The 20821-nt window shown below is 64.6% G+C and carries 18 protein-coding genes; 13 read left to right on the forward strand and 5 right to left on the reverse strand.

Annotated features, from left to right (window positions below; genetic code table 11):
• Window positions 1–128 precede the first annotated feature (128 nt).
• Both hemB and yihA read right to left on the reverse strand, forming a co-directional pair.
• Entirely contained in the window at window positions 129–1136 is a 1008-nt protein-coding gene (gene hemB / locus J3U95_RS02775) for a porphobilinogen synthase (protein WP_208277151.1), read from the reverse strand.
• 20 nt (window positions 1137–1156) lie between these two features.
• Window positions 1157–1900, reverse strand: coding sequence for a ribosome biogenesis GTP-binding protein YihA/YsxC (gene yihA, locus J3U95_RS02780; RefSeq protein ID WP_208277152.1), 744 nt, complete (start codon window positions 1898–1900; stop codon window positions 1157–1159).
• Window positions 1901–2043: 143 nt separating this feature from the next.
• Between yihA and J3U95_RS02785 the strand changes: the two genes are divergently transcribed.
• The 5 genes from J3U95_RS02785 to msrQ all read left to right on the forward strand — a co-directional run bounded on the left by J3U95_RS02785 (window position 2044) and on the right by msrQ (window position 7808).
• Entirely contained in the window at window positions 2044–2718 is a 675-nt protein-coding gene (locus tag J3U95_RS02785) for a c-type cytochrome (protein ID WP_208277153.1), read from the forward strand.
• Between the two features lie 119 nt (window positions 2719–2837).
• Entirely contained in the window at window positions 2838–4931 is a 2094-nt protein-coding gene (locus J3U95_RS02790) for a cytochrome c biogenesis protein ResB (RefSeq protein WP_208277154.1), read from the forward strand.
• 24 nt (window positions 4932–4955) lie between these two features.
• Window positions 4956–6134, forward strand: a complete 1179-nt coding sequence (gene ccsB / locus J3U95_RS02795) for a c-type cytochrome biogenesis protein CcsB (RefSeq protein WP_208277155.1) — start codon at window positions 4956–4958, stop codon at window positions 6132–6134.
• 70 nt (window positions 6135–6204) lie between these two features.
• Entirely contained in the window at window positions 6205–7185 is a 981-nt protein-coding gene (msrP, locus tag J3U95_RS02800; RefSeq protein WP_208277156.1) for a protein-methionine-sulfoxide reductase catalytic subunit MsrP, read from the forward strand.
• Window positions 7185–7808, forward strand: coding sequence for a protein-methionine-sulfoxide reductase heme-binding subunit MsrQ (gene msrQ / locus J3U95_RS02805; RefSeq protein ID WP_208277157.1), 624 nt, complete (start codon window positions 7185–7187; stop codon window positions 7806–7808). Before msrP ends, msrQ begins: the two co-directional genes overlap by 1 nt.
• Before the next feature lie 33 nt (window positions 7809–7841).
• Here msrQ and lysA read toward each other — a convergent pair whose 3' ends face one another.
• Entirely contained in the window at window positions 7842–9119 is a 1278-nt protein-coding gene (gene lysA / locus J3U95_RS02810) for a diaminopimelate decarboxylase (protein WP_208277158.1), read from the reverse strand.
• Window positions 9119–9310 carry an LPS translocon maturation chaperone LptM gene (lptM, locus tag J3U95_RS02815; protein WP_208277159.1) on the reverse strand — a complete coding sequence of 64 codons (192 nt, stop codon included), beginning with the start codon at window positions 9308–9310 and terminating at the stop codon, window positions 9119–9121. Before lptM ends, lysA begins: the two co-directional genes overlap by 1 nt.
• Before the next feature lie 41 nt (window positions 9311–9351).
• On the opposite strand from lptM, the gene cyaY reads away from it, so the two are divergent.
• On the forward strand, window positions 9352–9681 hold the full coding sequence (cyaY, locus tag J3U95_RS02820; protein WP_208277160.1) for an iron donor protein CyaY: 330 nt from the start codon (window positions 9352–9354) through the stop codon (window positions 9679–9681).
• A gap of 210 nt (window positions 9682–9891) precedes the next feature.
• Window positions 9892–10983: an acyltransferase family protein gene (locus tag J3U95_RS02825; protein WP_208277161.1), complete on the forward strand. Its 1092-nt coding sequence runs from the start codon at window positions 9892–9894 to the stop codon at window positions 10981–10983.
• Window positions 10984–11039: 56 nt separating this feature from the next.
• Here J3U95_RS02825 and J3U95_RS02830 read toward each other — a convergent pair whose 3' ends face one another.
• Window positions 11040–13373 carry a penicillin-binding protein 1A gene (locus J3U95_RS02830; protein ID WP_208277162.1) on the reverse strand — a complete coding sequence of 778 codons (2334 nt, stop codon included), beginning with the start codon at window positions 13371–13373 and terminating at the stop codon, window positions 11040–11042.
• A gap of 322 nt (window positions 13374–13695) precedes the next feature.
• On the opposite strand from J3U95_RS02830, the gene J3U95_RS02835 reads away from it, so the two are divergent.
• The 6 genes from J3U95_RS02835 to J3U95_RS28490 are packed head-to-tail and all read left to right on the forward strand — an operon-like array spanning window position 13696 to window position 20782.
• Window positions 13696–14760, forward strand: coding sequence for a pilus assembly protein PilM (locus J3U95_RS02835; RefSeq protein ID WP_208277393.1), 1065 nt, complete (start codon window positions 13696–13698; stop codon window positions 14758–14760).
• Complete coding sequence (locus J3U95_RS02840; protein ID WP_208277163.1) at window positions 14760–15392, forward strand: PilN domain-containing protein; 633 nt, start codon at window positions 14760–14762, stop codon at window positions 15390–15392. Before J3U95_RS02835 ends, J3U95_RS02840 begins: the two co-directional genes overlap by 1 nt.
• On the forward strand, window positions 15389–16087 hold the full coding sequence (locus J3U95_RS02845; protein ID WP_208277164.1) for a type IV pilus inner membrane component PilO: 699 nt from the start codon (window positions 15389–15391) through the stop codon (window positions 16085–16087). Before J3U95_RS02840 ends, J3U95_RS02845 begins: the two co-directional genes overlap by 4 nt.
• A complete protein-coding gene (locus J3U95_RS02850; protein WP_208277165.1) occupies window positions 16084–16623 on the forward strand; it encodes a pilus assembly protein PilP in 540 nt (179 codons plus the stop codon). The genes J3U95_RS02845 and J3U95_RS02850 overlap by 4 nt, the downstream gene beginning before the upstream one ends.
• A gap of 12 nt (window positions 16624–16635) precedes the next feature.
• Window positions 16636–18837 (forward strand): type IV pilus secretin PilQ, encoded by a 2202-nt coding sequence (locus J3U95_RS02855; protein WP_208277166.1) that lies wholly within the window; start codon window positions 16636–16638, stop codon window positions 18835–18837.
• 31 nt (window positions 18838–18868) lie between these two features.
• Window positions 18869–20782 carry an Ig-like domain-containing protein gene (locus J3U95_RS28490; protein WP_208277167.1) on the forward strand — a complete coding sequence of 638 codons (1914 nt, stop codon included), beginning with the start codon at window positions 18869–18871 and terminating at the stop codon, window positions 20780–20782.
• Window positions 20783–20821 lie beyond the last annotated feature (39 nt).

A 20821-nucleotide genomic window follows, 5' to 3' on the forward strand; every position in this document is an offset into this window, starting at 1 on the left:
CTTAAGGTGCAGCGTTCAGGATCTGCGTCATGTCGCCGTCTTTGCGGGGCCGTCGACAAAAAAAATGCCGCTCAGCTTTTGCTGAACGGCATACGTGCCTTGGCACCGGTCCTGTCAGTCGGATGCGATCAACCCGCCTTCAGCTTGCGCGCGATATCGAGCGCGAAATAGGTCAGCACGCCATCTGCGCCGGCACGCTTGAACGCCATCATCGATTCCATCATGACCTTGTCGTGATCGAGCCAGCCGTTGAGCGCCGCCGCCTTCAGCATCGCGTACTCGCCGCTGACCTGGTAGGCGAAGGTCGGCACCTTGAACTCGTCCTTTACGCGACGCACCACGTCCAGGTAGGGCATGCCCGGCTTGACCATCACCATGTCGGCGCCTTCGGCCAGGTCGAGCGCCACTTCGCGCAGCGCCTCGTCGCTATTGGCCGGGTCCATCTGGTAGGTGTTCTTGTCGGCCTTGCCCAGGTTGGCGCTGGAACCCACGGCGTCGCGGAACGGACCGTAGAAGGCGGACGCGTACTTGGCCGAATAGGCCATGATGCGGGTATGGATGTGGCCTTGCGCCTCGAAGGCGTTGCGAATCGCGCCAATGCGGCCGTCCATCATGTCCGACGGCGCCACGATGTCCACGCCGGCTTCGGCGTGGGTGAGCGCCTGCTTCACCAGCATCTCGATCGTCTTTTCGTTGACGATGTAGCCGTTCTCGTCCGGCAGGCCGTCCTGGCCGTGGGTGGTGTAGGGGTCGAGCGCGATGTCGCTGATCACGCCCAGTTCCGGGAAGTTCTTCTTGAGTTCGCGGATCACGCGCGGCACCAGCCCGTCCGGGTTGGTCGCCTCGATGCCGTCATAGGTCTTGACCGACTGGTCGACCAGCGGGAACAGGGCCATCGCCGGGATGCCGAGCGAAACGCATTCTTCGGCGACTTTCAGCAGCAGGTCGAGCGAGACGCGTTCGACGCCCGGCATCGACGCCACTTGCTGGCGCTGGTTTTGTCCTTCGAGCACGAAGACCGGGTAGATCAGGTCGGCGGCGGTGATGGTGTGTTCGCGCATCATGGCGCGCGAGAATGGGTCGCGCCGCATGCGGCGCGGGCGGGCCGCCGGATAGGCGGAGGTGATAATGGTCATCTTTGATCGTCCTAGCAAAATCAGGCGGAGGGTTTATCGTCGTCCGCCGACGGCGCAGCACTTTCTTCGTTGCCGATATTGTCTCCTGCTTCTTCCTCTTCCGAGTTCAGCCCGGCCAGCTCCAGGATCTTGGCGTCCGCCTCCTCGATGCCGATGCGCTTGAGCGCCGAGAACAGCTGCACCGTGAACGGGAAGGCGTTGCCTTCCTCGTCGACATAGCTGTCGAGCACGGCGCGCGCTTCGCGCAGGGCATTGGTCGACTCGTTGCGATTGAGCTTGTCGGCCTTGGTCAGGATGCAGTGGATCGGCTTGCCGGTCGGGGCGAACCATTCCAGCATCTGGACGTCGAGGTCGGTGAACGGACGGCGCGAATCCATGATCAGGATGAGCGCCGCCAGCTGGTCGCGGCGCTGGACGTAGTCACCCAGCAGTTTTTGCCAGTGCAGCTTGGCGGTGCCCGAGACTTCGGCATAGCCATAGCCCGGCAGGTCGACCAGCAGCGCTTCGATCTCGTCGACCCGGACCGCGTCCTTGCGGTGCTGGCCCACGTGGGCGCCGCCGATCGAGAAGTAATTGATGTGCTGGGTACGGCCGGGCGTCTTGGAAGCGAAAGCCAGACCCTTCTGGTTGGTCAGGATATTGATCGCTGTGGATTTGCCGGCGTTCGAGCGCCCGGCGAAGGCGATTTCCGGTACTTGCGTGCCTGGTAAATCGCGCAACTGGTTAACGGTCGTGAAGAACCGGGCTTGCCATAATCTGGACATTGGGAGAGGGATTAAGGGCCATGAAATGGCGTTGGGGAAACAAAGCTATTGTACAATAAGGGGTTGATTGCTGCTCCGCCCATCGGCGGGTAGATCAAGTCGCTGCACTGAACTTTCTAATTTGACTTTATAAGGTGCCAGTTATGAATCGGTTGACGTCCCCCCTGCTCAAAACACTGTTGGTCACTTCGCTGACTGTCTTTGGGGGACTACCGGCGGCGATGGCGGCGTCCGCCGCAACCGCTACCGCGGTCAAAGCCGATCCAGCCAAAGGTGGCGCCCTGTACGAAGCCGGCGACGCCGCGCGCGGCCTGCCGTCCTGCCTGTCCTGCCACGGCGCGGCCGGCAATTCGACGATCGCGGTCAATCCGAAACTGTCGGGCCAGTTCGCGACGTATACGCACAAGCAGCTGGTCGATTTCACGACCGCGCACCGCCAGCAGCCGATCATGACGACCTATGCCAAGATGCTGACGGAGCAGGAGAAGAAGGATATCGCAGCCTGGCTCGCGACGCAGGCGCACAAGCCTGGCGCGGCGAAAAACAAGGAGACAGTGGAACTGGGCCGCAAGATCTACCGCGGCGGCATCGCGGAAAAAGGCGTGGCGGCCTGCGCCAGCTGTCACGGCGCCACCGCCAACGGCATCCCGGCGCAATACCCGCGCCTGGCCGGCCAGCACCAGGATTACACCACTGCCCAGCTGGAAGCATTCAAGACCGGCGCCCGCGCCAACAGCCCGCAGATGACGGTGCTGTCGCAACGGATGTCGCCGGAAGAGATGCGTGCAGTGGCAGACTATATCGCCGGCTTACGCTAAAAGTGTCGCTTTAGCGCTACGCATGAGCATGAGATGAACGGAAGAGGGCGGCAGCGTCGAGCTGACGCCCTTTTTTCCACGCGTGGCCCCGACCGCGCGCAGGATGAAAGTTGTAGAGTATGAGTACCACCGGAATTGAACTGAATACCCGCCGCCGCTGGCTGGCCGAGGCAGTCGAGCTGATCTCCTCGATGCGTTTCGCGATCAGCCTGCTCACCATCATCTCCATCGCCTCCGTCATTGGCACCGTGCTCAAGCAGAACGAGCCGATGCCCAATTACGTCAACCAGTTCGGGCCGTTCTGGTTCGAGATCTTCGACAAGCTCGGCCTGTACAACGTCTATTCGAGCTGGTGGTTCCTGGTCATCCTGGTGGTGCTGATCGTCTCGACCGCGCTGTGCGTGGTGCGCAACACGCCCAAGATGCTGCGCGATATGCGCAGCTGGCGCGAAAACGTGCGTGTCGATTCGCTACGCAATTTCCACCACAAGGCTGAATGGCAGGCGCCGCTGGTGCGCGCCGAGCTGGCCGAGCAAAGCGCGCTGCGCCTGCGCCACGCCGGCTATGCCACCAAGGTCGTGGAAAAAGACCAGGCCATCCTGGTGTCGGCCAAGAAGGGCGCCGGCAACAAGTTCGGCTATATCTTCGCCCATACCTCGATCATCGTGATCTTGCTGGGCGGCATGCTGGATTCGGAACTTCCTGTGCGTGTCCAGCAGTGGTTCTTTGGCAAGACGCCCTTCACCGGCAGCGGCGTGATCGCCGAGATCCCGGCCCAGCATCGCCTCAGTACGAGCAATCCCAGCTTCCGCGGCAATACCGCGATCGCCGAGGGCCAGACCAGCCATACCGCGATCCTGAACCAGCCGTCCGGCGTGCTGGTGCAGGAATTGCCGTTCGGGATCGAGCTCAAGAAATTCCATATCGAGTTCTATTCGACCGGCATGCCCAAGCTGTTCGCCAGCGACGTCGTGGTGCACGACCTGGAAAACGGCCATACATTCGAGTCGACCATCAAGGTCAACCATCCGCTGATCTACAAGGGCATCGCCGTCTACCAGTCGAGCTTTGACGATGGCGGCAGCAAGCTCAGGCTGACCGGTTTCCCGATGACGGGCGCCAGCGCGGCCAGCTTCCCGATCGAAGGCGAAGTCAATGGCGCGACTGAGCTCAAGTTCGGCAAGGACACTTATGCCGTCGAGTGGTCGGGCTTCCGTCCCTTCAACGTCGAGAACGTCGCCCAGGGCAACGATGCGCGCGCGGTGGGCAAGAACGTCGGTTTCAATGCACAGTTGTCGGCCACGCTGGGCAAGGCCTCCGGCGCGGCGGCCGACCCGGACGCCAACAAGGACCTGAAAAACGTGGGCCCCAGCGTGCAATACAAGCTGCGCGACCACACGGGCCAGGCGCGCGAGTACATGAACTACATGCAGCCGCTGACCCTCGAAGGCGCCCAGGTCTACCTGGCCGGCGTGCGCTCGAACCCGTCCGAGAACTTCAGCTTCCTGCGCATCCCGTCCGACGAGCGCCACGGCGTGGGCGACTGGATGCGCCTGCGCGCGGCGCTGTCCGACCCGGCCGCACGCCAGGAGGCGGCCTTCCGCTACGCCAGCCGCGCGCTGAGCGCGGAACAGCGCGGCGGCGGTGCGCTTGCCGGCCAGTTGAAGGATTCGGCCGCGCGCACGCTCGACATCTTCGCCGGCGCCGACGGCCGCGGCGGTTTCGTCGGCGTGGCCCGCTTCCTGGAACAGATCCCGCAGGCCGAGCAGGAAAAGGCGGCCGGCATCTTCATGAAGATGCTCAACGGCGCGCTGTGGGAGCTGTGGCAGGTGGCGCGCGAGAAGAACGGCGACGCCGCGGCCGAGCCGACCGATGAAAACGGCCGCTTCCTGCAACTGGCCACCAATGCCTTGTCGGACAGCTTCCTGTACGGCGCGCCGGTCTATTTGCAGCTGGACGATTTCACCGAAGTAAAGGCCTCGGTGCTGCAGATGACGCGTTCGCCGGGCAAGAATGTGGTCTACTTCGGTTGCCTGCTGCTGACGCTGGGCGTGTTCGCGATGTTTTATATTCGCGAGCGCCGCGTCTGGATCTGGGTGCGCGACGTAGATGGAGGGGCCGAGGCCCTGATGGCGATGAGCACCCAGCGCAAGACGCTCGATTTCGAGCGTGAATACGAAGAATTGTCGGTCAAGCTGCCGCAACCGGCGTAAGCTGGCGACGATCTGGAGAAAATGATGGAACTGTCCCAAACGAAAAATAGCGCCCCGGCGCGCTCGACCGAGAAATACCAGGAAAAGGTCGGCTACTTCCGCCGCCTGACCGCGGCCGACTGGCTGTACGGCATCGCGCTGCTTGCGGCGGCCCTGTACGCGCAAGTCCAGTACGGCCATTTCATGGACATCTATGAAGAAATCATCCTGATCTGTACCGCGCCGGTGTTCGCGGCGCTGGGCTGGTACTGGAAGCCGATGCGCTGGCTGTTCCCGCTGGTCGGTGTGCTGTCGCTGGGCGCGATCTCGATGTACGACGGCAACCTGGCGGCGGCCGAGCAGAAATTCTTCCTCAAATACATGCTGTCGAGCGGCTCGGCCATCCTGTGGATGAGCACTCTGTTCATCTTCTCGACCGTGTTCTACTGGGTCGGCCTGTTCAGCCGCGGCAAGTTCGGCGGCAGCGTCGGCGCCAACCTGTGCTGGGCCGCCGTCGTGATCGGCTCGGTCGGCATGATGGTGCGCTGGTACGAAAGCTACCTGATCGGGCCGGACGTCGGCCACATCCCGGTGTCGAACCTGTACGAAGTGTTCATCCTGTTCGCGATCATCACCGCGATGTTCCACCTGTATTACGAAGAACACTACAAGACCCGCCAGCTGGGCCCGTTCGTGATGCTGATCATCTCGGCCGCGGTCGGCTTCCTGCTGTGGTACACGGTGTCGCGCGACGCCGCCCAGATCCAGCCGCTGGTTCCGGCGCTGCAGAGCTGGTGGATGAAGATCCACGTTCCGGCCAACTTCATCGGCTACGGCACCTTCGCCCTGGCGGCGATGGTGGGCAGCGCCTATTTGTTGAAATCCCACGGCATCCTGGCCGACCGCCTGCCGTCGCTCGAAGTGCTGGACGACGTGATGTACAAGTCGATCTCGGTCGGCTTCGCCTTCTTCACCGTGGCCACCATCCTGGGCGCCCTGTGGGCGGCCGAGGCCTGGGGCGGCTACTGGTCGTGGGACCCGAAAGAGACCTGGGCCCTGATCGTCTGGCTCAACTACGCGGCCTGGCTGCACATGCGCCTCATGACCGGCCTGCGCGGCCGCGTGGCGGCCTGGTGGGCGCTGGTGGGCCTGCTGGTGACCACCTTCGCTTTCCTGGGCGTGAACATGTTCCTGTCGGGGCTCCACTCCTACGGCGAGCTGTAAGTTGGTGGCCTAACGCTGGCTTAAGGGAACTTCGTGTAATGTGAAGACTCTTAAGCTCGCGGGGCCTGCCATGCTGTTCAAACGTCATCCCAACGGACTCGATCTTCCGTTCCCTTCCGAAATCACGCCGCAAGAGGTCTATACCGGGCGGCGTCAGTTCATCACCCGCATGGCGGCCACGGCGGCAGTCGGAACCGGCATGTGGGAGATGGCCAACCGCGAAGCCTTCGCCCAGGCCGCACCCGCCCAGAAACTGGCTGCGCGCGCCAACGTGGCGCTGTCCACCGACGAGAAGCAGACGCCGTTCAAGGACGCCTCCGGCTACAATAATTTCTATGAGTTCGGCCTCGACAAGGGCGATCCGGCCGAGAACGCGCACACCTTGCGCACCCGCCCCTGGACCGTGCGCATCGAGGGCGAGGTCAACAAGCCGCTTACGCTCGACATCGACAGCCTGCTCAAGCTGGCGCCACTCGAGGAACGCATCTACCGCCTACGCTGTGTCGAAGGCTGGTCGATGGTCATCCCATGGGTCGGCTATTCGCTGTCGAACCTGCTCAAGCAGGTGGAGCCGCTAGGTGCTGCCAAATTCGTCGAATTCACCACCCTGGCTGATCGCAAGCAGATGCCGGGCCTGAAGAGCGGCGTGCTCGACTGGCCATATGTCGAGGGCTTGCGCATCGACGAAGCCATGCATCCGCTGACCATGCTCACGATGGGCATGTATGGCCAGGTGCTGCCGAACCAGAACGGCGCGCCGGTGCGCCTGGTCGTGCCCTGGAAATACGGTTTCAAGTCGGCCAAGTCGATCGTGCGCATCCGCCTGGTGTCGCGCCAGCCGCGCACCGCCTGGAACGACTCGGCGCCGCGCGAATACGGTTTCTATTCGAACGTGAACCCGAACGTCGACCACCCGCGCTGGTCGCAGGCGAGCGAGCGCCGCATCGGCGAGACCGGCCTGTTCCAGCCCAAGCGCAAGACGCTCATGTTCAATGGCTATGACCAGGTTGCCTCGCTGTACACGGGCATGGACTTGAAGCACTATTACTGATGGCGCTCCAGCTTTCCAATAAACAGGTCGGGTGGGTCAAGGCCGCCATCTTCGTGCTGGCGCTGCTGCCCTTCGCGCGCCTGGTATGGGGGACGGCGACCGGCGCCTTCACCGATCCGCTGGCGGAAATCACCGGGGTCAGCGGCGAATGGGCGCTGTACTTCCTGTGCATCACGCTGGCGGTCACGCCGCTGCGGCGCCTGACGGGCTGGAACTGGCTGGTGAAGTTGCGGCGCATGGTCGGGCTGTTCGCCTTCTTTTATGCATTCGTGCACTTCATCGCCTTCCTGTGGTTCGACCATTTCTTCGACGTCGCCGCGATGCTGGCCGACGTGGTGAAGCGGCCGTTCATCCTGGTCGGCTTCATCGCCTTCGTGCTCCTGATCCCGCTGGCGGCCACGTCGACCAATGCGATGATCAAGCGCCTGGGCGGCAAGCGCTGGCAATGGCTGCACCGGCTGATCTATGTGATCGGTCCGCTGGCGATCCTGCACTACTGGTGGATGAAAGAGGGCAAGAGCGACTTCGCGCAGCCGATCCTGTTCGGCGCCATCGTGGCCGTGCTGCTGGGGCTGAGGGTGTTCTGGCATGTCAAACGCAAGCCGCAACCCGTGCGCGCCTAAAATCGAAAAGGCCCGCATTGCGCGGGCCTGGTTTTACTTGATCATCGTCTCGAGCGCGAACACCTCGGCCGGCGTTTCGCGCCGGCGCACCAGGTGGGTGACATCGCCATCGACGATCACCTCGGCCGCGCGGCCGCGGGTGTTGTAGTTCGACGCCATCGTCATGCCATAGGCGCCGGCCGTCATGATGGCCAGCAGGTCGCCCTGCTCGAGCGCCAGTTCGCGCTCGCGCGCCAGCCAGTCGCCCGACTCGCATACCGGGCCGACAATATCCCATACCAGCTTTTCACCGTCGCGCGGGCTCACCGGCTGCACGCCCATCCAGGCCTGGTACAGGGTCGGACGCATCAGGTCGTTCATCGCGGCGTCGACGATGCAGAAGTTCTTCTCGGCACCCGGTTTCAGGAATTCGGTCTTCGTCAGCAGCACGCCGGCGTTGGCCACGATCGAGCGGCCCGGCTCGAAGATCACCTTGATCGGCCGGCCGCCGTGTTTTTCCGCGCCCCAGGCGTCGATGCGCGCGAACAGGCGGCCGAGATAGTCGCCCACCGGCACCGCCGGCTTGTCGCCGGCCACGCCGTAGTCGACGCCGATGCCGCCGCCGATGTCCAGGTGGTGCAGGTGGATGCCCTCGGCGTCCAGGGTGTCGATCAGCTCGATCAGTTTATCGAGGGCTTCGAGCAGCGGGGCGTCGTCCAGCAGCTGCGAGCCGATATGGCAGTCGATGCCGACCACGTCCAGGTGCGGCAGGCTGGCGGCAGTGCGGTAGGTGTCCAGCGCATCGTCGAAGGCCACGCCGAACTTGTTGGCCTTCAGGCCGGTCGCAATATACGGGTGGGTCTTGGCGTCGACGTTCGGGTTCACGCGCAGCGAGACCGGGGCGCGCATGCCGAGCTTGCCGGCCACCTCGTTCAGGCGGTGCAGTTCGGGGATCGATTCCACGTTGAAGCACAGGATGCCCTTTTCCAGCGCCAGCTGCATCTCCTCGACGGTCTTGCCGACGCCCGAGAAGATGGTCTTGCCCGGGTCGCCGCCGGCCGCGATCACGCGCAGCAGTTCGCCGCCCGAGACAATGTCGAAGCCCGCGCCCTGGCGCGCCAGCAGGTCGAGCACGGCCAGGTTCGAGTTGGCCTTCATCGCGTAGCAGACCAGGGCGTCGCGGCCCTGGCAGGCGTCGTGGTAAGCGGAGAAGTTGTCGAGCAGGGCGGCTTTCGAGTAGACGTAGGTCGGCGTGCCGAATTGTTCCGCGATGGCGGACAGCGAAACGTTTTCGGCGTGCAGGACGCCGTCTTGGTGCGAGAAGTAGGACATCAGCGGTGCGGTGCAGGGGTGGAGGCGTTGTTCGAAGGGACGGGCTGGGGTGGCTGATCGACCGGGACTGCGGGCGGCGCCGATGCGGGCCTGGCGGGCGGCGTCGGCATGTACAGGTCGCCGGTCTGGCCGCAGCCCGACAGGGCGGCGAGCAAAACAGCGGCCGGGAGAAGCGCAAGAGAGGACTTCACGATTAGAATCACGGTTTGATTAGCAGATTCTGGAGTGTAGCATGACCGAAACCGAATTTTTGGACCTTGCCGACCTGACCCTCAAGCAGATCGAGGAAGCCTTCGATCGCCTGAACGACGAGGACGTGATCGACGTCGAATGCAAGCGCAGCGGCAATGTGCTGGAGATCGAGTTCATCGACAACGGCTCCAAGATCATCGTCAACAGCCAGGCGCCCTTGCAGGAAATGTGGGTGGCGGCGCGCTCGGGCGGCTACCACTACAAGCGCGTGGGCGATGAATGGCGCAATACGCGGGATGACAGCGAGTTCTTCGCGTCGTTGTCGAAGTATGCGGGCGAGCAGGGTGGGGCGCAGGTGTCGCTGTCGTAATGCTCGGGTGACTGAAGCGGTCGACATGCTTGCCTAATGCGTGTCGTCTGCACGCCCCAGACTAATACTCATCGTAAAATTTTTACAATGTATTAGTCACATGTTGCGATGCGTTGTATTGATGTCGCATTAGTCGAATTAAACAAATAATAACTACTTTAGGTATTTAAGTCTGAGCTACAGTGTCCGATTAACTATTTATCGGACATCATGGAAAAGACCATACCCAAGGGACTATCGCTGTACCTGGATGTGGTAAGGTTCGGCGCCGCCTTCGTCGTCCTGCTCAGCCACGCCTGGCCTGTACTGTTCCCCAAGTCTCCCTTGCCGTGGCCCGGACACGAAGCCGTCGTCGTGTTCTTCGTGCTGTCCGGCTACGTCATTGCGTTTGCCACCTTCAGGCCCGGGGTCACGCTGGGCAGCTATGCCATGCACCGCGCGGTCCGCATCCTGTCCGTGTCCGTGCCGGCGGTCGCGTTGTCGATCCTGATCGCCCCCTTCGTTGCCGGCGCGCCGGGCATGCCCTTTATCGCCGATATGTCGCCATCGGCGAACGATATCTGGCACGCGACGTGGATCAACCTGCTGTTCCTCGGCGAATCCTGGAGCAATAACGTACGTCCGCCATTCAATAGCCCGTACTGGTCGCTGTCGTTCGAAGTCTGGTATTACGTCATATTCGCCGCAGCGGTGTTCACGCCCCGTCGCTGGCGCTGGCTTGCCGTGCTGCTCGCGATGGTCGCGGCGGGACCGCGTATCCTGGCGCTGTTTCCGATCTGGCTCATGGGCGTGTGGCTGTACCGCTCGAAGTTGACGATGGGACGGCGCACGGCCGCTGCGCTCTTTGCGCTGACAGCGCTATGTGCCTTCGTCTTCTATTGGACCGGCTCTTCTCACTTGCTGCGCGCCGCTTTGGTCCAGATGTTTCCCGAGATGATGGGCATGCTCAATGGCGCGAACCAGTTCGCCGGCGACTTGATCCTTGGCGTGCTGGTGACAGCGCATTTTGCTGCCGCGCGCGCCCTGACCGATTGTTTCGACTGGCTGGCCCGACTGCAGGCGGTCATCCGCCATCTCGCCTCGTTTACCTTGTCCATCTACCTGTTCCATATGCCGCTGACCGTGCTGATCTGGAATGGTTGGGGGATCCACGAACCGTGGCAATTCTGTGCGCTGCTGTCTGGCGGGGTTTTCTTGCTGGGGTCATTGACGGAACAACGAAATGCGCGGTATCGCCGGCTGTGCGCGACCGGTGTCGCCTTGCTCCGGACACGTTTGCGACGCACCGAACGCATCGCCTGATCCGATGCCCAAAAAAGCAAGGGCGACCATAGGCCGCCCTTGCTTGCTGAAGCCGATCAGAACAACTCGTTCCTCACCGCATCACGCTCCTTCTGCTGTTCCGGCGCCGGTGGCGGCCCCACGTCCAGCGTCTCGACCCCGCTGCCCGGCGGCGTCTCGGCGTAGTAGTAATCCGACCCGTACTGCACCAGCCCGGCCGGCACTTCGCGCTCGACGTTCGGCTCGCCCTTGAGCGCCTTCTGCATGTAGCCGATCCAGATCGGCAGCGCCAGGCCGCCGCCGGTTTCGCGGGCGCCCAGGTTGCGCGGCTTGTCGTAGCCCATCCAGGCGATGCCCACCACCTTCGGCTGGTAGCCGGCGAACCAGGCGTCGATCGAGTCGTTGGTGGTGCCGGTCTTGCCTGCCAGGTCGGTGCGCTTGAGCGCCATCGCCTTGGCCGCGGTGCCGTAGCGCACCACGTCCTTGAGCATGCTGTCCATCAGGAAGGCGTTGCGCGCGTCGATCACGCGGTTGGCTTCGTCGCCGGCGCGCGCCGGGCGCGCCTCGGACAGCACCTTGCCGTCGCTGTCGGTGACCTTCGAGATCAGGTAGGGGCTGATGCGGTAGCCGCCGTTGGCGAACACCGCGTAGGCGCCGGCCATCTGCAGCGGCGTGGTGGCGCCGGCGCCCAGCGCCAGGGTCAGGTAGGCCGGATTGCGTTCCGGCTCGAAGCCGAAGCGGCTCGCGTATTCCTGGCCGTAGCGCGCGCCGATCTTGTTCAGGATGCGGATCGAGATCATGTTCTTCGACGAGGTCAGGCCGCGCCGCATGGTCATCGGACCTTCGTACTTGTTGTCGTAGTTCTTCGGCTCCCAGGCCTGGCCGCCGGTCTGGCCGGCGTCGAAGCTGATCGGGGCGTCGTTGACGATCGTCGCCGGCGACAGGCCGCGCTCGAGCGACGCCGAATAGATGAAGGGCTTGAACGAGGAACCCGGCTGGCGCCAGGCCTGCGTCACGTGGTTGAACTTGTTGCGGTTGAAGTCGAAGCCGCCGACCAGGGCGCGGATCGAACCGTCCTCGGTATTGGCCGCCACGAAGGCCGACTCGACTTCCGGCATCTGGGTGATCAGCCACTTCGACTCGTCGTCCTGCATCACGCGGATCACGGCGCCGCGGCGCACGCGGCGGTTCGGGGCCGCCTTGTCCGACAGCCAGGCGCGCGCGAAGGCGAGGCCCGGGCCCGAAATGGTGATCGTGTCGCCCGAGGCGATGGTGGCTTGCACCTGCGTGGCGGAAGCCTGCAGCACGACGGCGGCGATGATGTTGTCGCTGTCCGGATGCTCGGCCAGCTCGGCCTCGATCGCCTCGTCGGCGTCAAGCTTGGCGCTTGGGATGTCGATGAACGACTCGGGGCCGCGGTAGGGGCGGCGGCGCTCGTAGTCCATCACGCCGCGGCGCAGGGCCAGGTAGGCGGCGTCCTGGTCGGCCTTGGTGATGGTGGTGAACACGTTCAGGCCGCGGGTATAGGTGTCTTCCTTGAACTGCTCGTAGACCAGCTGGCGCGCCATCTCGGCCACGTATTCGGCATGCACGCCGAAGGCGGTGCTGTCGGTCTTGATCTTGAGCGGCTCTTCCTTCGCCTGGGCGAATTGCGCGTCATTGATGTAGCCGAGCGAGTGCATGCGCTGCAGGATGTATTGCTGGCGGGTCTTGGCGCGGGTCGGGTTGACGACTGGATTGTAAGCGCTGGGCGCCTTCGGCAGGCCGGCCAGCATGGCCGCTTCGGCCACGGTGATGTCGCGCAGGTCCTTGCCGAAATAGATCTGGGCCGCCGACTGGAAGCCGAAGGCGCGCTGGCCCAGGTAGATCTGGTTCATGTACAGCTCGAGGATCTGGTCCTTGGTCAGGTTCTTCTCGATCTTCCAGGCCAGCAGGGCCTCGTAGGCCTTGCGCTTGAAGGTCTGCTCGGACGACAGGAAGAAGTTGCGCGCGACCTGCTGGGTGATGGTCGAGGCGCCCTGGCGTGCGCCACCGGTGGCGTTGCGGAAGGCGGCGCGCAGGATCCCCAGGTAATCGATGCCGCTGTGCTCGTAGAAGCGGTCGTCCTCGATCGATAGCACGGCCTTTTTCATGACATCCGGGATGTCCTTGAAGTGGACCAGGGTGCGGCGCTCCTCGCCGAACTCGCCGATCAGGACATTATCGGCTGTAAAGATACGCAGCGGCATCTTGGGCCGGTAGTCGGTGATGGTATCCAGCGCCGGCAGGTTCGGGTAGGCCATCGCGAGGGCGAACACGAGCACCAGCACGCCGATGGCGCCCAGGCCGAACAGGCCGGCGATGGCCATCAGGATCAGGCGTTTGGGGCTGAATTTCGAGGAAGAAGAGGGTGCGGCTTGTTTCTCTTTCATGCTGACTTTCGCTTTGTTGATCCGCCTCATTATAAGGCAGCGGTTTGGAGCCCGATACTGGCTGGAGCTTAATGGAACTCAAGGGCAATATTGGCCTGGCAATGAAAACACCAGAGTGTGGCGCGCACGCCCCGGAAAGGGGTGTTCCAGTGCAGAAATTTCTTGTCCGTAGTCATCCTTTGTTGCTACGATCCTTGGCGGTGCTGCACGTAAGTACCGGATTTTTATAAGAAAGTTATAAGAAGTAAATAGCTGTTCTATTTACGACAACATCCAATTCCGGGCGATTTCAGGCCCATTCTGCAGCCAAGGGGTGTATTTGGTGATCAATCTGGGTTCCTTGTTTGGTAAATCGAGTCCGCCCATGGTCGGGCTCGATATCAGCACGTCGGGCGTCCGCCTGGTCGAGCTGGCCGATGCCGGCAAGGGTATCGTGCGCCTGGAGCGCTACGCCACCGAGGCGCTGCCGCGCGGCGCCGTGGTGGACGGCAATATCGAAAACATGGACCAGGTCGCCGACGCGGTGCGCCGGGTCTGGAAGAAGAGCGGCACCCGCGCCCGTCACGTGGCGCTCGGCATGCCGCCTGCCGCAGTGATCACCAAGAAGATCATCCTGCCGGCCGGCTTGTCGGAAGACCAGTTGGAAGTGCAGGTCGAGTCCGAGGCCAGCCAGTATATCCCGTTCGCGCTCGATGAGGTCAGCCTCGACTTCGACGTGATCGGCCCGGCCCCGAATTCGCTGGACGACATGGAAGTGATGCTGGCCGCCGCGCGCCGCGAAAAGGTCGAGGACCGGGTCGCGATCGCCGAAGCCGCCGGCCTCACCGCCACCGTGATGGACATCGAATCGTACGCCGCGCGCAGCGCGCTCGAACACGCGGCCCTGCCGCGGCAGGACCAGATCGTGGCCTTGTTCCAGATCGGCGCCCACGCCACCCACGTGTCGGTGCTGCTCAATGGCGAAGCGGTCTATGAGCGCGAGCAGCCCTTCGGCGGCAATGCGCTGACCCAGGACATCGTGCGCAGCTACGGCATGGCGTTCGAGGAAGCCGAGACGCGCAAGAAGGCGGGCGACCTGCCCGAGAACTACCGCGCCGACATCCTGGCGCCGTTCCTGGAAAGCGCGGCGCTGGAAATCACGCGCGCCATCCAGTTCTTCTACACCTCGACCCCATATACCCGGATCGACGGGTTGTACCTGGCCGGCGGCTGCGCGCTGCTGCCCGGGATCGTCGACATCGTGGCCGGCCGCACCCGTCTCCCGGTCAGCCTCGCGGCGCCGTTCGAGGGCATGCAGCTCGGTTCCGGCGTGCGCGAACACCAGCTGCGCCAGGACGCCCCGGCCTACCTGGTCGCCTGCGGCCTGGCGCTGCGGAGGTTCGGCTGATGATCCGGATTAACCTGCTGCCCCACCGCGAGGCCAAGCGCAAGCAGAAGCAGGCCGCCTTCGTCGCCCTGCTGGCGCTGGGCGGCGTGCTGGGCGCCATCGTGGTGATGCTGGTCGGCGCCTATAACGCCAGCCAGATCTCGGTCCAGAACCAGCGCAACGACGTCCTGAAGAAGGCCAGCGCGGAGCTGGACAAGAAAATCGGCGAGATCACCAACCTGAAGGAAGAAATCGCGGCCCTGCAGGCGCGCCAGCAGGCGGTCGAGGACTTGCAGGGCGACCGCAACCAGCCGGTCCACCTGCTCGACGAACTGGTGCGCCAGACGCCGGAAGGCGTGCACCTGAAATCGGTCAAGCAGAGCGGCCAGCGCGTGATCCTGACCGGCAACGCCCAGTCGCAGGAGCGGGTGGCCGAGCTGCTGCGCAACCTGTCGAGCGGCTCGGCGTGGCTGCAGAACCCGGACCTGACCGAGGTCCGTGCGATCAGCCTGGCCCAGGGCAAGACCAGCCGCAATGTGGTCGAGTTCACGCTCGGCGTGTCGATCAAGCGCGCGCGCCTGAGCGACGAGGGTGAAGAGGCTGCAGACGGCGGCAAGCCGGCCGGGGCCAAGCGTGCGGCGGAGAAGTCATGAACATCGACATCAAAGAACTCGGCGCCCGCCTGGCGGCGCAGTTCCAGGATCTGCAGGGCCGTCCGCCCGGCCAGTGGCCGCTGGCGCCACGCCTGCTGTGCGCCGCCGGCGTGCTGCTGGCGGTCGTCGCCATGGGCTACTACTTTTACTGGAGCGACCAGTTCGCGGCCCAGGAGCGTGGCGCGCGCGACGAGGAAAAGCTGCGCGCGGAATACAAGACCAAGATGGCGCAGGCGATCAACCTGGAAGCGCTCAAGGCGCAGAAGGCGCAAGTCGACGGGTACGTGGTGCGCCTGGAGAAGCAGTTGCCGAGCAAGTCCGAGATGTATTCGCTGCTGTCCGACATCAACCAGTCGGGCGTCGGCCGCGGCCTGCAGTTCGAGCTGTTCAAGCCGGGCCAGGAAGTGGTGCGCGACTACTACGCCGAGCTGCCGATCGACATCAAGGTGAGCGGCCGTTACCACGACATGGGCGCGTTCGCCGCCGACATGGCCAACCTGCCGCGCATCGTCACCCTGAACAACCTGACCCTGCAGGCCGGCAAGGACGGCCGCCTGGGGATGCAGGCGGTGGCCAAGACCTTCCGCTACCTCGACCAGGAAGAACTGGCGGCCCAGCGCGCCGCACGCGCGGCCGAGAAGAAGAAGGGCAAAGGCAAGGGCAAGACCAAGGCCAAGACCGGGGGCAAGAAATGATGCGCGCACGAGTGATGGTGCTGTTGCTGGCGAGCGGCCTGCTGGCCGCCTGCGGCGACGGCGGCGTGGGCGAGACCCGGGCCTGGATGAAACAGGTGGAAAAGCAGACCGTGCCGAAGGTCAAGCCGCTGCCGGAGCCGAAGACCTTCGAGCCCTATGCCTACGATGCGCGCCAGGCGCCGGACCCCTTCGATCCGGGCAAGCTGCTGGGCGAGATGGCGCGCATGGCGCAGGCCAGCAGCAATGCCAACCAGCCCGACCTCGAACGGCCGAAGGAATTGCTGGAGACCTTCCCGCTCGACACGATGCGGATGGTGGGCACGATCCAGAAGGGCGGCGTGAATTACGCGCTGGTGCAGGTCGAGCGCTCGTTGTACCGGGTGCGCAGCGGCCAGCGGATTGGACAGAACTATGGGCGCATCACGCGTGTGAGCGAGGGCGCAATCGAGATCAGGGAATCGGTGCAGGACGCCACTGGCGACTGGGTGGAACGCGTGGCCCACATCGAGCTGCAGCACCGCGCTGCGGCAAAATAAGGAGAGCAGTAAATGACCTTCAACGTCAAGATTCGCTTCGCACCGCCGGCATGGCTGGCGCGCGCCGCGGCCGCACTCATGCTCATGATGTGCGCCGGCGCCGCCCTGGCCCAGGGCAATGCGATCGAGTCGATCACGGCCAACCAGCAGGGCAGCAACGTGGTCATCAACGTGACCATGCGCGAGGTCCCGGCACGTGCGCCGATCGGCTTCGCGATCACCAATCCGTCCCGCATCGCGCTCGACTTCGGCGCCACCGCCAATGCCACCGGCAAGGCGGTGCACGAGCTGAACCTGGGCGACGTGCGCAGCCTGAACGTGGTGCAGGCCGGCGAGCGTACCCGCCTGGTGCTGAACCTGGCGCGCGCCCTCAACTACGCCACCACGATCGACGGCAAGTCGGTGATCGTGACCGTGGAAGGCTCGGGCGGCGTGGCGCGCGCGCTCGACGCCAGCGGCATGCCGGCAACGGCTGTCGCGGCGCCGGCCGCGCTGCCCGCGACGCGTCCTCAATTGCGCGACCTCGACTTCCGCCGCGGCGCCAATGGCGCCGGCCGGGTCGTGGTAGACCTGCCCGCCAACCAGGTGGCGGTCGACGTGCGCCAGACCGCCAGCGGCGTGACCGTCGACTTCCTCAATGCGCGCCTGCCGGAGTCGCTGCGCCGGCGCCTGGACGTGACCGATTTCGGCACGCCGGTCACCCGCGTCTCGACCCTGGCCCAGGGCGACAACGTGCGCATGACGGTGGAAGCGCAAGGCGACTGGGAACAGTCGGTCTTCCAGAGCGACTCCCAGCTCGTGGTCGAGGTGCGCAAGGTGGAAGGCGACCCGAATCGCAGCAGCACGGGCTCGCGCGACAACCCGCAGGGTTATCGCGGCGAAAAGCTGTCGTTCGATTTCCAGGACGTCGAAGTGCGCGCCGCGCTGCAGGCGGTGGCAGATATCTCGGGCCTGAACATCATCGCCAGCGATTCGGTCACCGGCTCGCTGACCCTGCGCCTGAAGAACGTGCCGTGGGACCAGGCGCTGGACGTGATCCTGACCGCCAAGGGCCTGGACCAGCGCAAGAACGGCAACGTGGTGTGGATCGCGCCGAAGGAAGAACTGCTGACCAAGGAAAAGCTCGAGCTCGAGCAGCGCGCCCAGATCGCCGAACTCGAGCCGCTGCGCTCCGAGATCTTCCAGCTCAATTACCAGAAGGCGGAATCGTTCCGCAACGTGTTCGGCCTGGACGCCGGCGGCGCCACCTCGAGCGCCGACTCGGGCGGCCGCAACCGCGTGCTGTCGCGGCGCGGCAGCGCGATCATCGATCCGCGCACCAACCAGCTGTTCGTGACCGACATCGCTTCCAGGATCGAAGACATCCGCAAGCTGATCCAGAAGACCGACATCGCCTCCAAGCAGGTGCTGATCGAGGCGCGCCTGGTCGAGGCCAACGACGGCTTCTCGCGCAACCTCGGCGCCAAGCTCGGCTTCAACGACCTGCGCACCCAGCGCGGCGGCGACTCCGGCTGGCAGATCAGCGGCAACGAACGCGTCGCCATCGGCGGCAACCTGGCCGGCGTCGGCCAGGTCACGGGCCAGACCCCTGCGACCACCAGCATCGACAACACCACCATGGTCAACCTGCCGGCGGCCGGCATCGGCGGCGTCCCGGCCTCGACGCTGGCGTTCTCGCTGTTCTCGTCGGCCGCCAACCGCTTCCTGAACCTGGAGCTGTCGGCGCTGGAAGCCGACGGCAAGGGCAAGATCATCTCGAGCCCGCGCGTGGTCACCGAGGACAAGCAGGTCGCCGTGATCGAGCAGGGCGTCGAGCTGCCCTACGAGCAGGCGACCAGCAGCGGCGCCACCTCGATCTCGTTCAAGAAGGCCAACCTGCGCCTGGAAGTGACGCCGCAGATCACGCCGGACGGCAACGTGGTGCTGGAAGTGGACGTCAACAAGGATTCGAAGGGTGAAGAGACCCGCGCCGGCTTCGCGATCAACACCCAGCACGTCAAGACCAAGGTGATGGTCGAGAACGGCGGCACGGTGGTGCTGGGCGGGATCTACCAGCAGACCGAGCGCAACAACGTGACCAAGGTGCCGCTGCTGGGCGACGTCCCGCTGCTGGGCTATCTGTTCAAGACCACCGGCACCGAGCACAGCAAGACCGAGCTGCTGGTCTTCATCACCCCGAAGATCGTGAACGAGAACGTGGCGGGCACGCGCTGAACCTACTTCAACAACAAGCGATAACAAAAAAATGAACAACCAGCACATCAAGTACGGCAGCCTGGCGCTGCTCCTGGCCGCGACCCTGTCCGCCTGCGGCGGCGGCGGCGGCAATCCGGGCACCCCGGGCGGCAGCGGCGGCAACGGCAGCGGCGGCACGCCGGTCACGCCGGCCGCGCCGACCGTCGGCGTCAGCCTGGTCGGCGCCACCGGCACGGCCAGCACCTCGCTGTCCGGCGCCACCCCGCTGACGGTGCGCGCCCTGGTGCTCGACGCCAACAAGCAGCCGGTACCGAATGCGCTGGTCACCTTCACCACCGCCGCCGACCTGGCCGTGTTCGCGCCCGGCGCCGGCACCGCCCTGACCGATGCCAGCGGCACCGCCAGCATCACCATGCGCGTGGCCAGCCTGGCGGCCGGCGGCGCGGGCACCGTCACCGCCAGCGCCACCGTGGCCGGCACCGCCATCACCAGCACCGCCAACTACTCGGTCAATGCCACCGCGCTGACCTTCAGCGCGCTGCGCCTGGAGCCGGCCAGCATCAACGCCTATGATTCGAGCAAGATCTCGGTCGACCTGCTGGCCAATGGCGCCAAGTACACCGGCCAGGTGAACGTCAACTTCACGTCGGCCTGCGTCGCCGCCGGCAAGGCGACCCTCGCCGCCGTCGTCGCCACCAGTAACGGCACCGCCGAGACGGTCTACCGCGACCAGGGCTGCGGCAACAACGACACCATCACCGTGACCGCCGACGGCGTCACGACCCCGGCCACGGGTTCGCTCGTGATCGCCCAGCCGGGCGCCGCGTCGGTGCAGTTCGTCGAAGCGCTGCCGACCGACAAGTCGATCGTGATCCGCGGCCAGGGCGGCATCAACCGCACCGAGACCGCGACCCTGCGCTTCCGCGTGTTCGACCTGTTCAACCGTCCGCTGGCCAACAAGGAAGTGCGCTTCTCGCTCGAACCCGATGGGCTGGTCACGCTGAACAAGAATATCGACCGCACCGACCAGAACGGCGAGGTGATCACCACCGTCAACTCGGGCGCCGTGCCCACCTCGTTCCGCGTGCGCGCCGTGCTGCCCGGCACCGCCAGCGGCAATGGCGCCGACATCTCCACCACCTCGGACTCGATCGTCGTGACGACCGGCCTGCCGGTGCAGCGCGCCTTCTCGCTGAGCGTGACCCAGGGTAATGTGGACGGCTGGGAATTCGACAGCGGTCCGGTCACGCCGGCCGCCACCGTCAATGTGCTGCTGGCCGATGCCTTCGGCAACCCGGTCGCCGACGGCACCCCGGTCGTGTTCCAGACCAATATGGGCGCCATCGGTTCGTCGGACAAGGGCGGCTGCACCACCGTCAACGGCGGCTGCTCGGTGCCGTTCCGCACCCAGGAACCGCGCAAGGCCATCCCGAACATTCCGGCTACCCCTTGCAATACCGGCCCCGGATCGAGCCCGGACGTCAACCGCATGGGCGTGGCCACGATCTGCGCCAGCACGACCGACGGCACCAATACCCAGTTCGCCAGGACCACGATCACCTTCAGCGATGCCGACGTGGCGAACGTCTACCTGGAAAACGTGCTCAAGCCACAGTCCGGATGGCCGATCGACCTGGGTAGCGCCAACGCCAACGATTCGAAGGTGCTCACGCTCAAGCTCACCGACCTGAACGACAATCCGCTGCCGGCCGGCACCACGATCTCGGTCAGCGGCGCGGTGAATGCCACCGGTGTGGAAGTGATCCCCGAGACCGTGCCGAGCATCTTCGTCACCGCCGCCACGGGCACCGTGGGGTCGAGCCACACCATCACCGTGGCCGCGACCGGCGAAAAGCCGTGCACGACCTCGAGCGCGGCCACGTTCAACGTGCGCGCCACCACGCCACGCGGCAAGATCACCTCGATCCCGTTCAAGCTGGCCTTTACGTGCACCCGTCCATAAAATTCGCGGATTGACAGGCGGCCAGTCTATACTGGCCGT

It is taken from the genome of Massilia oculi, from assembly GCF_017582745.1.
In the GTDB taxonomy this organism is placed as follows: domain Bacteria; phylum Pseudomonadota; class Gammaproteobacteria; order Burkholderiales; family Burkholderiaceae_D; genus Telluria; species Telluria oculi_A.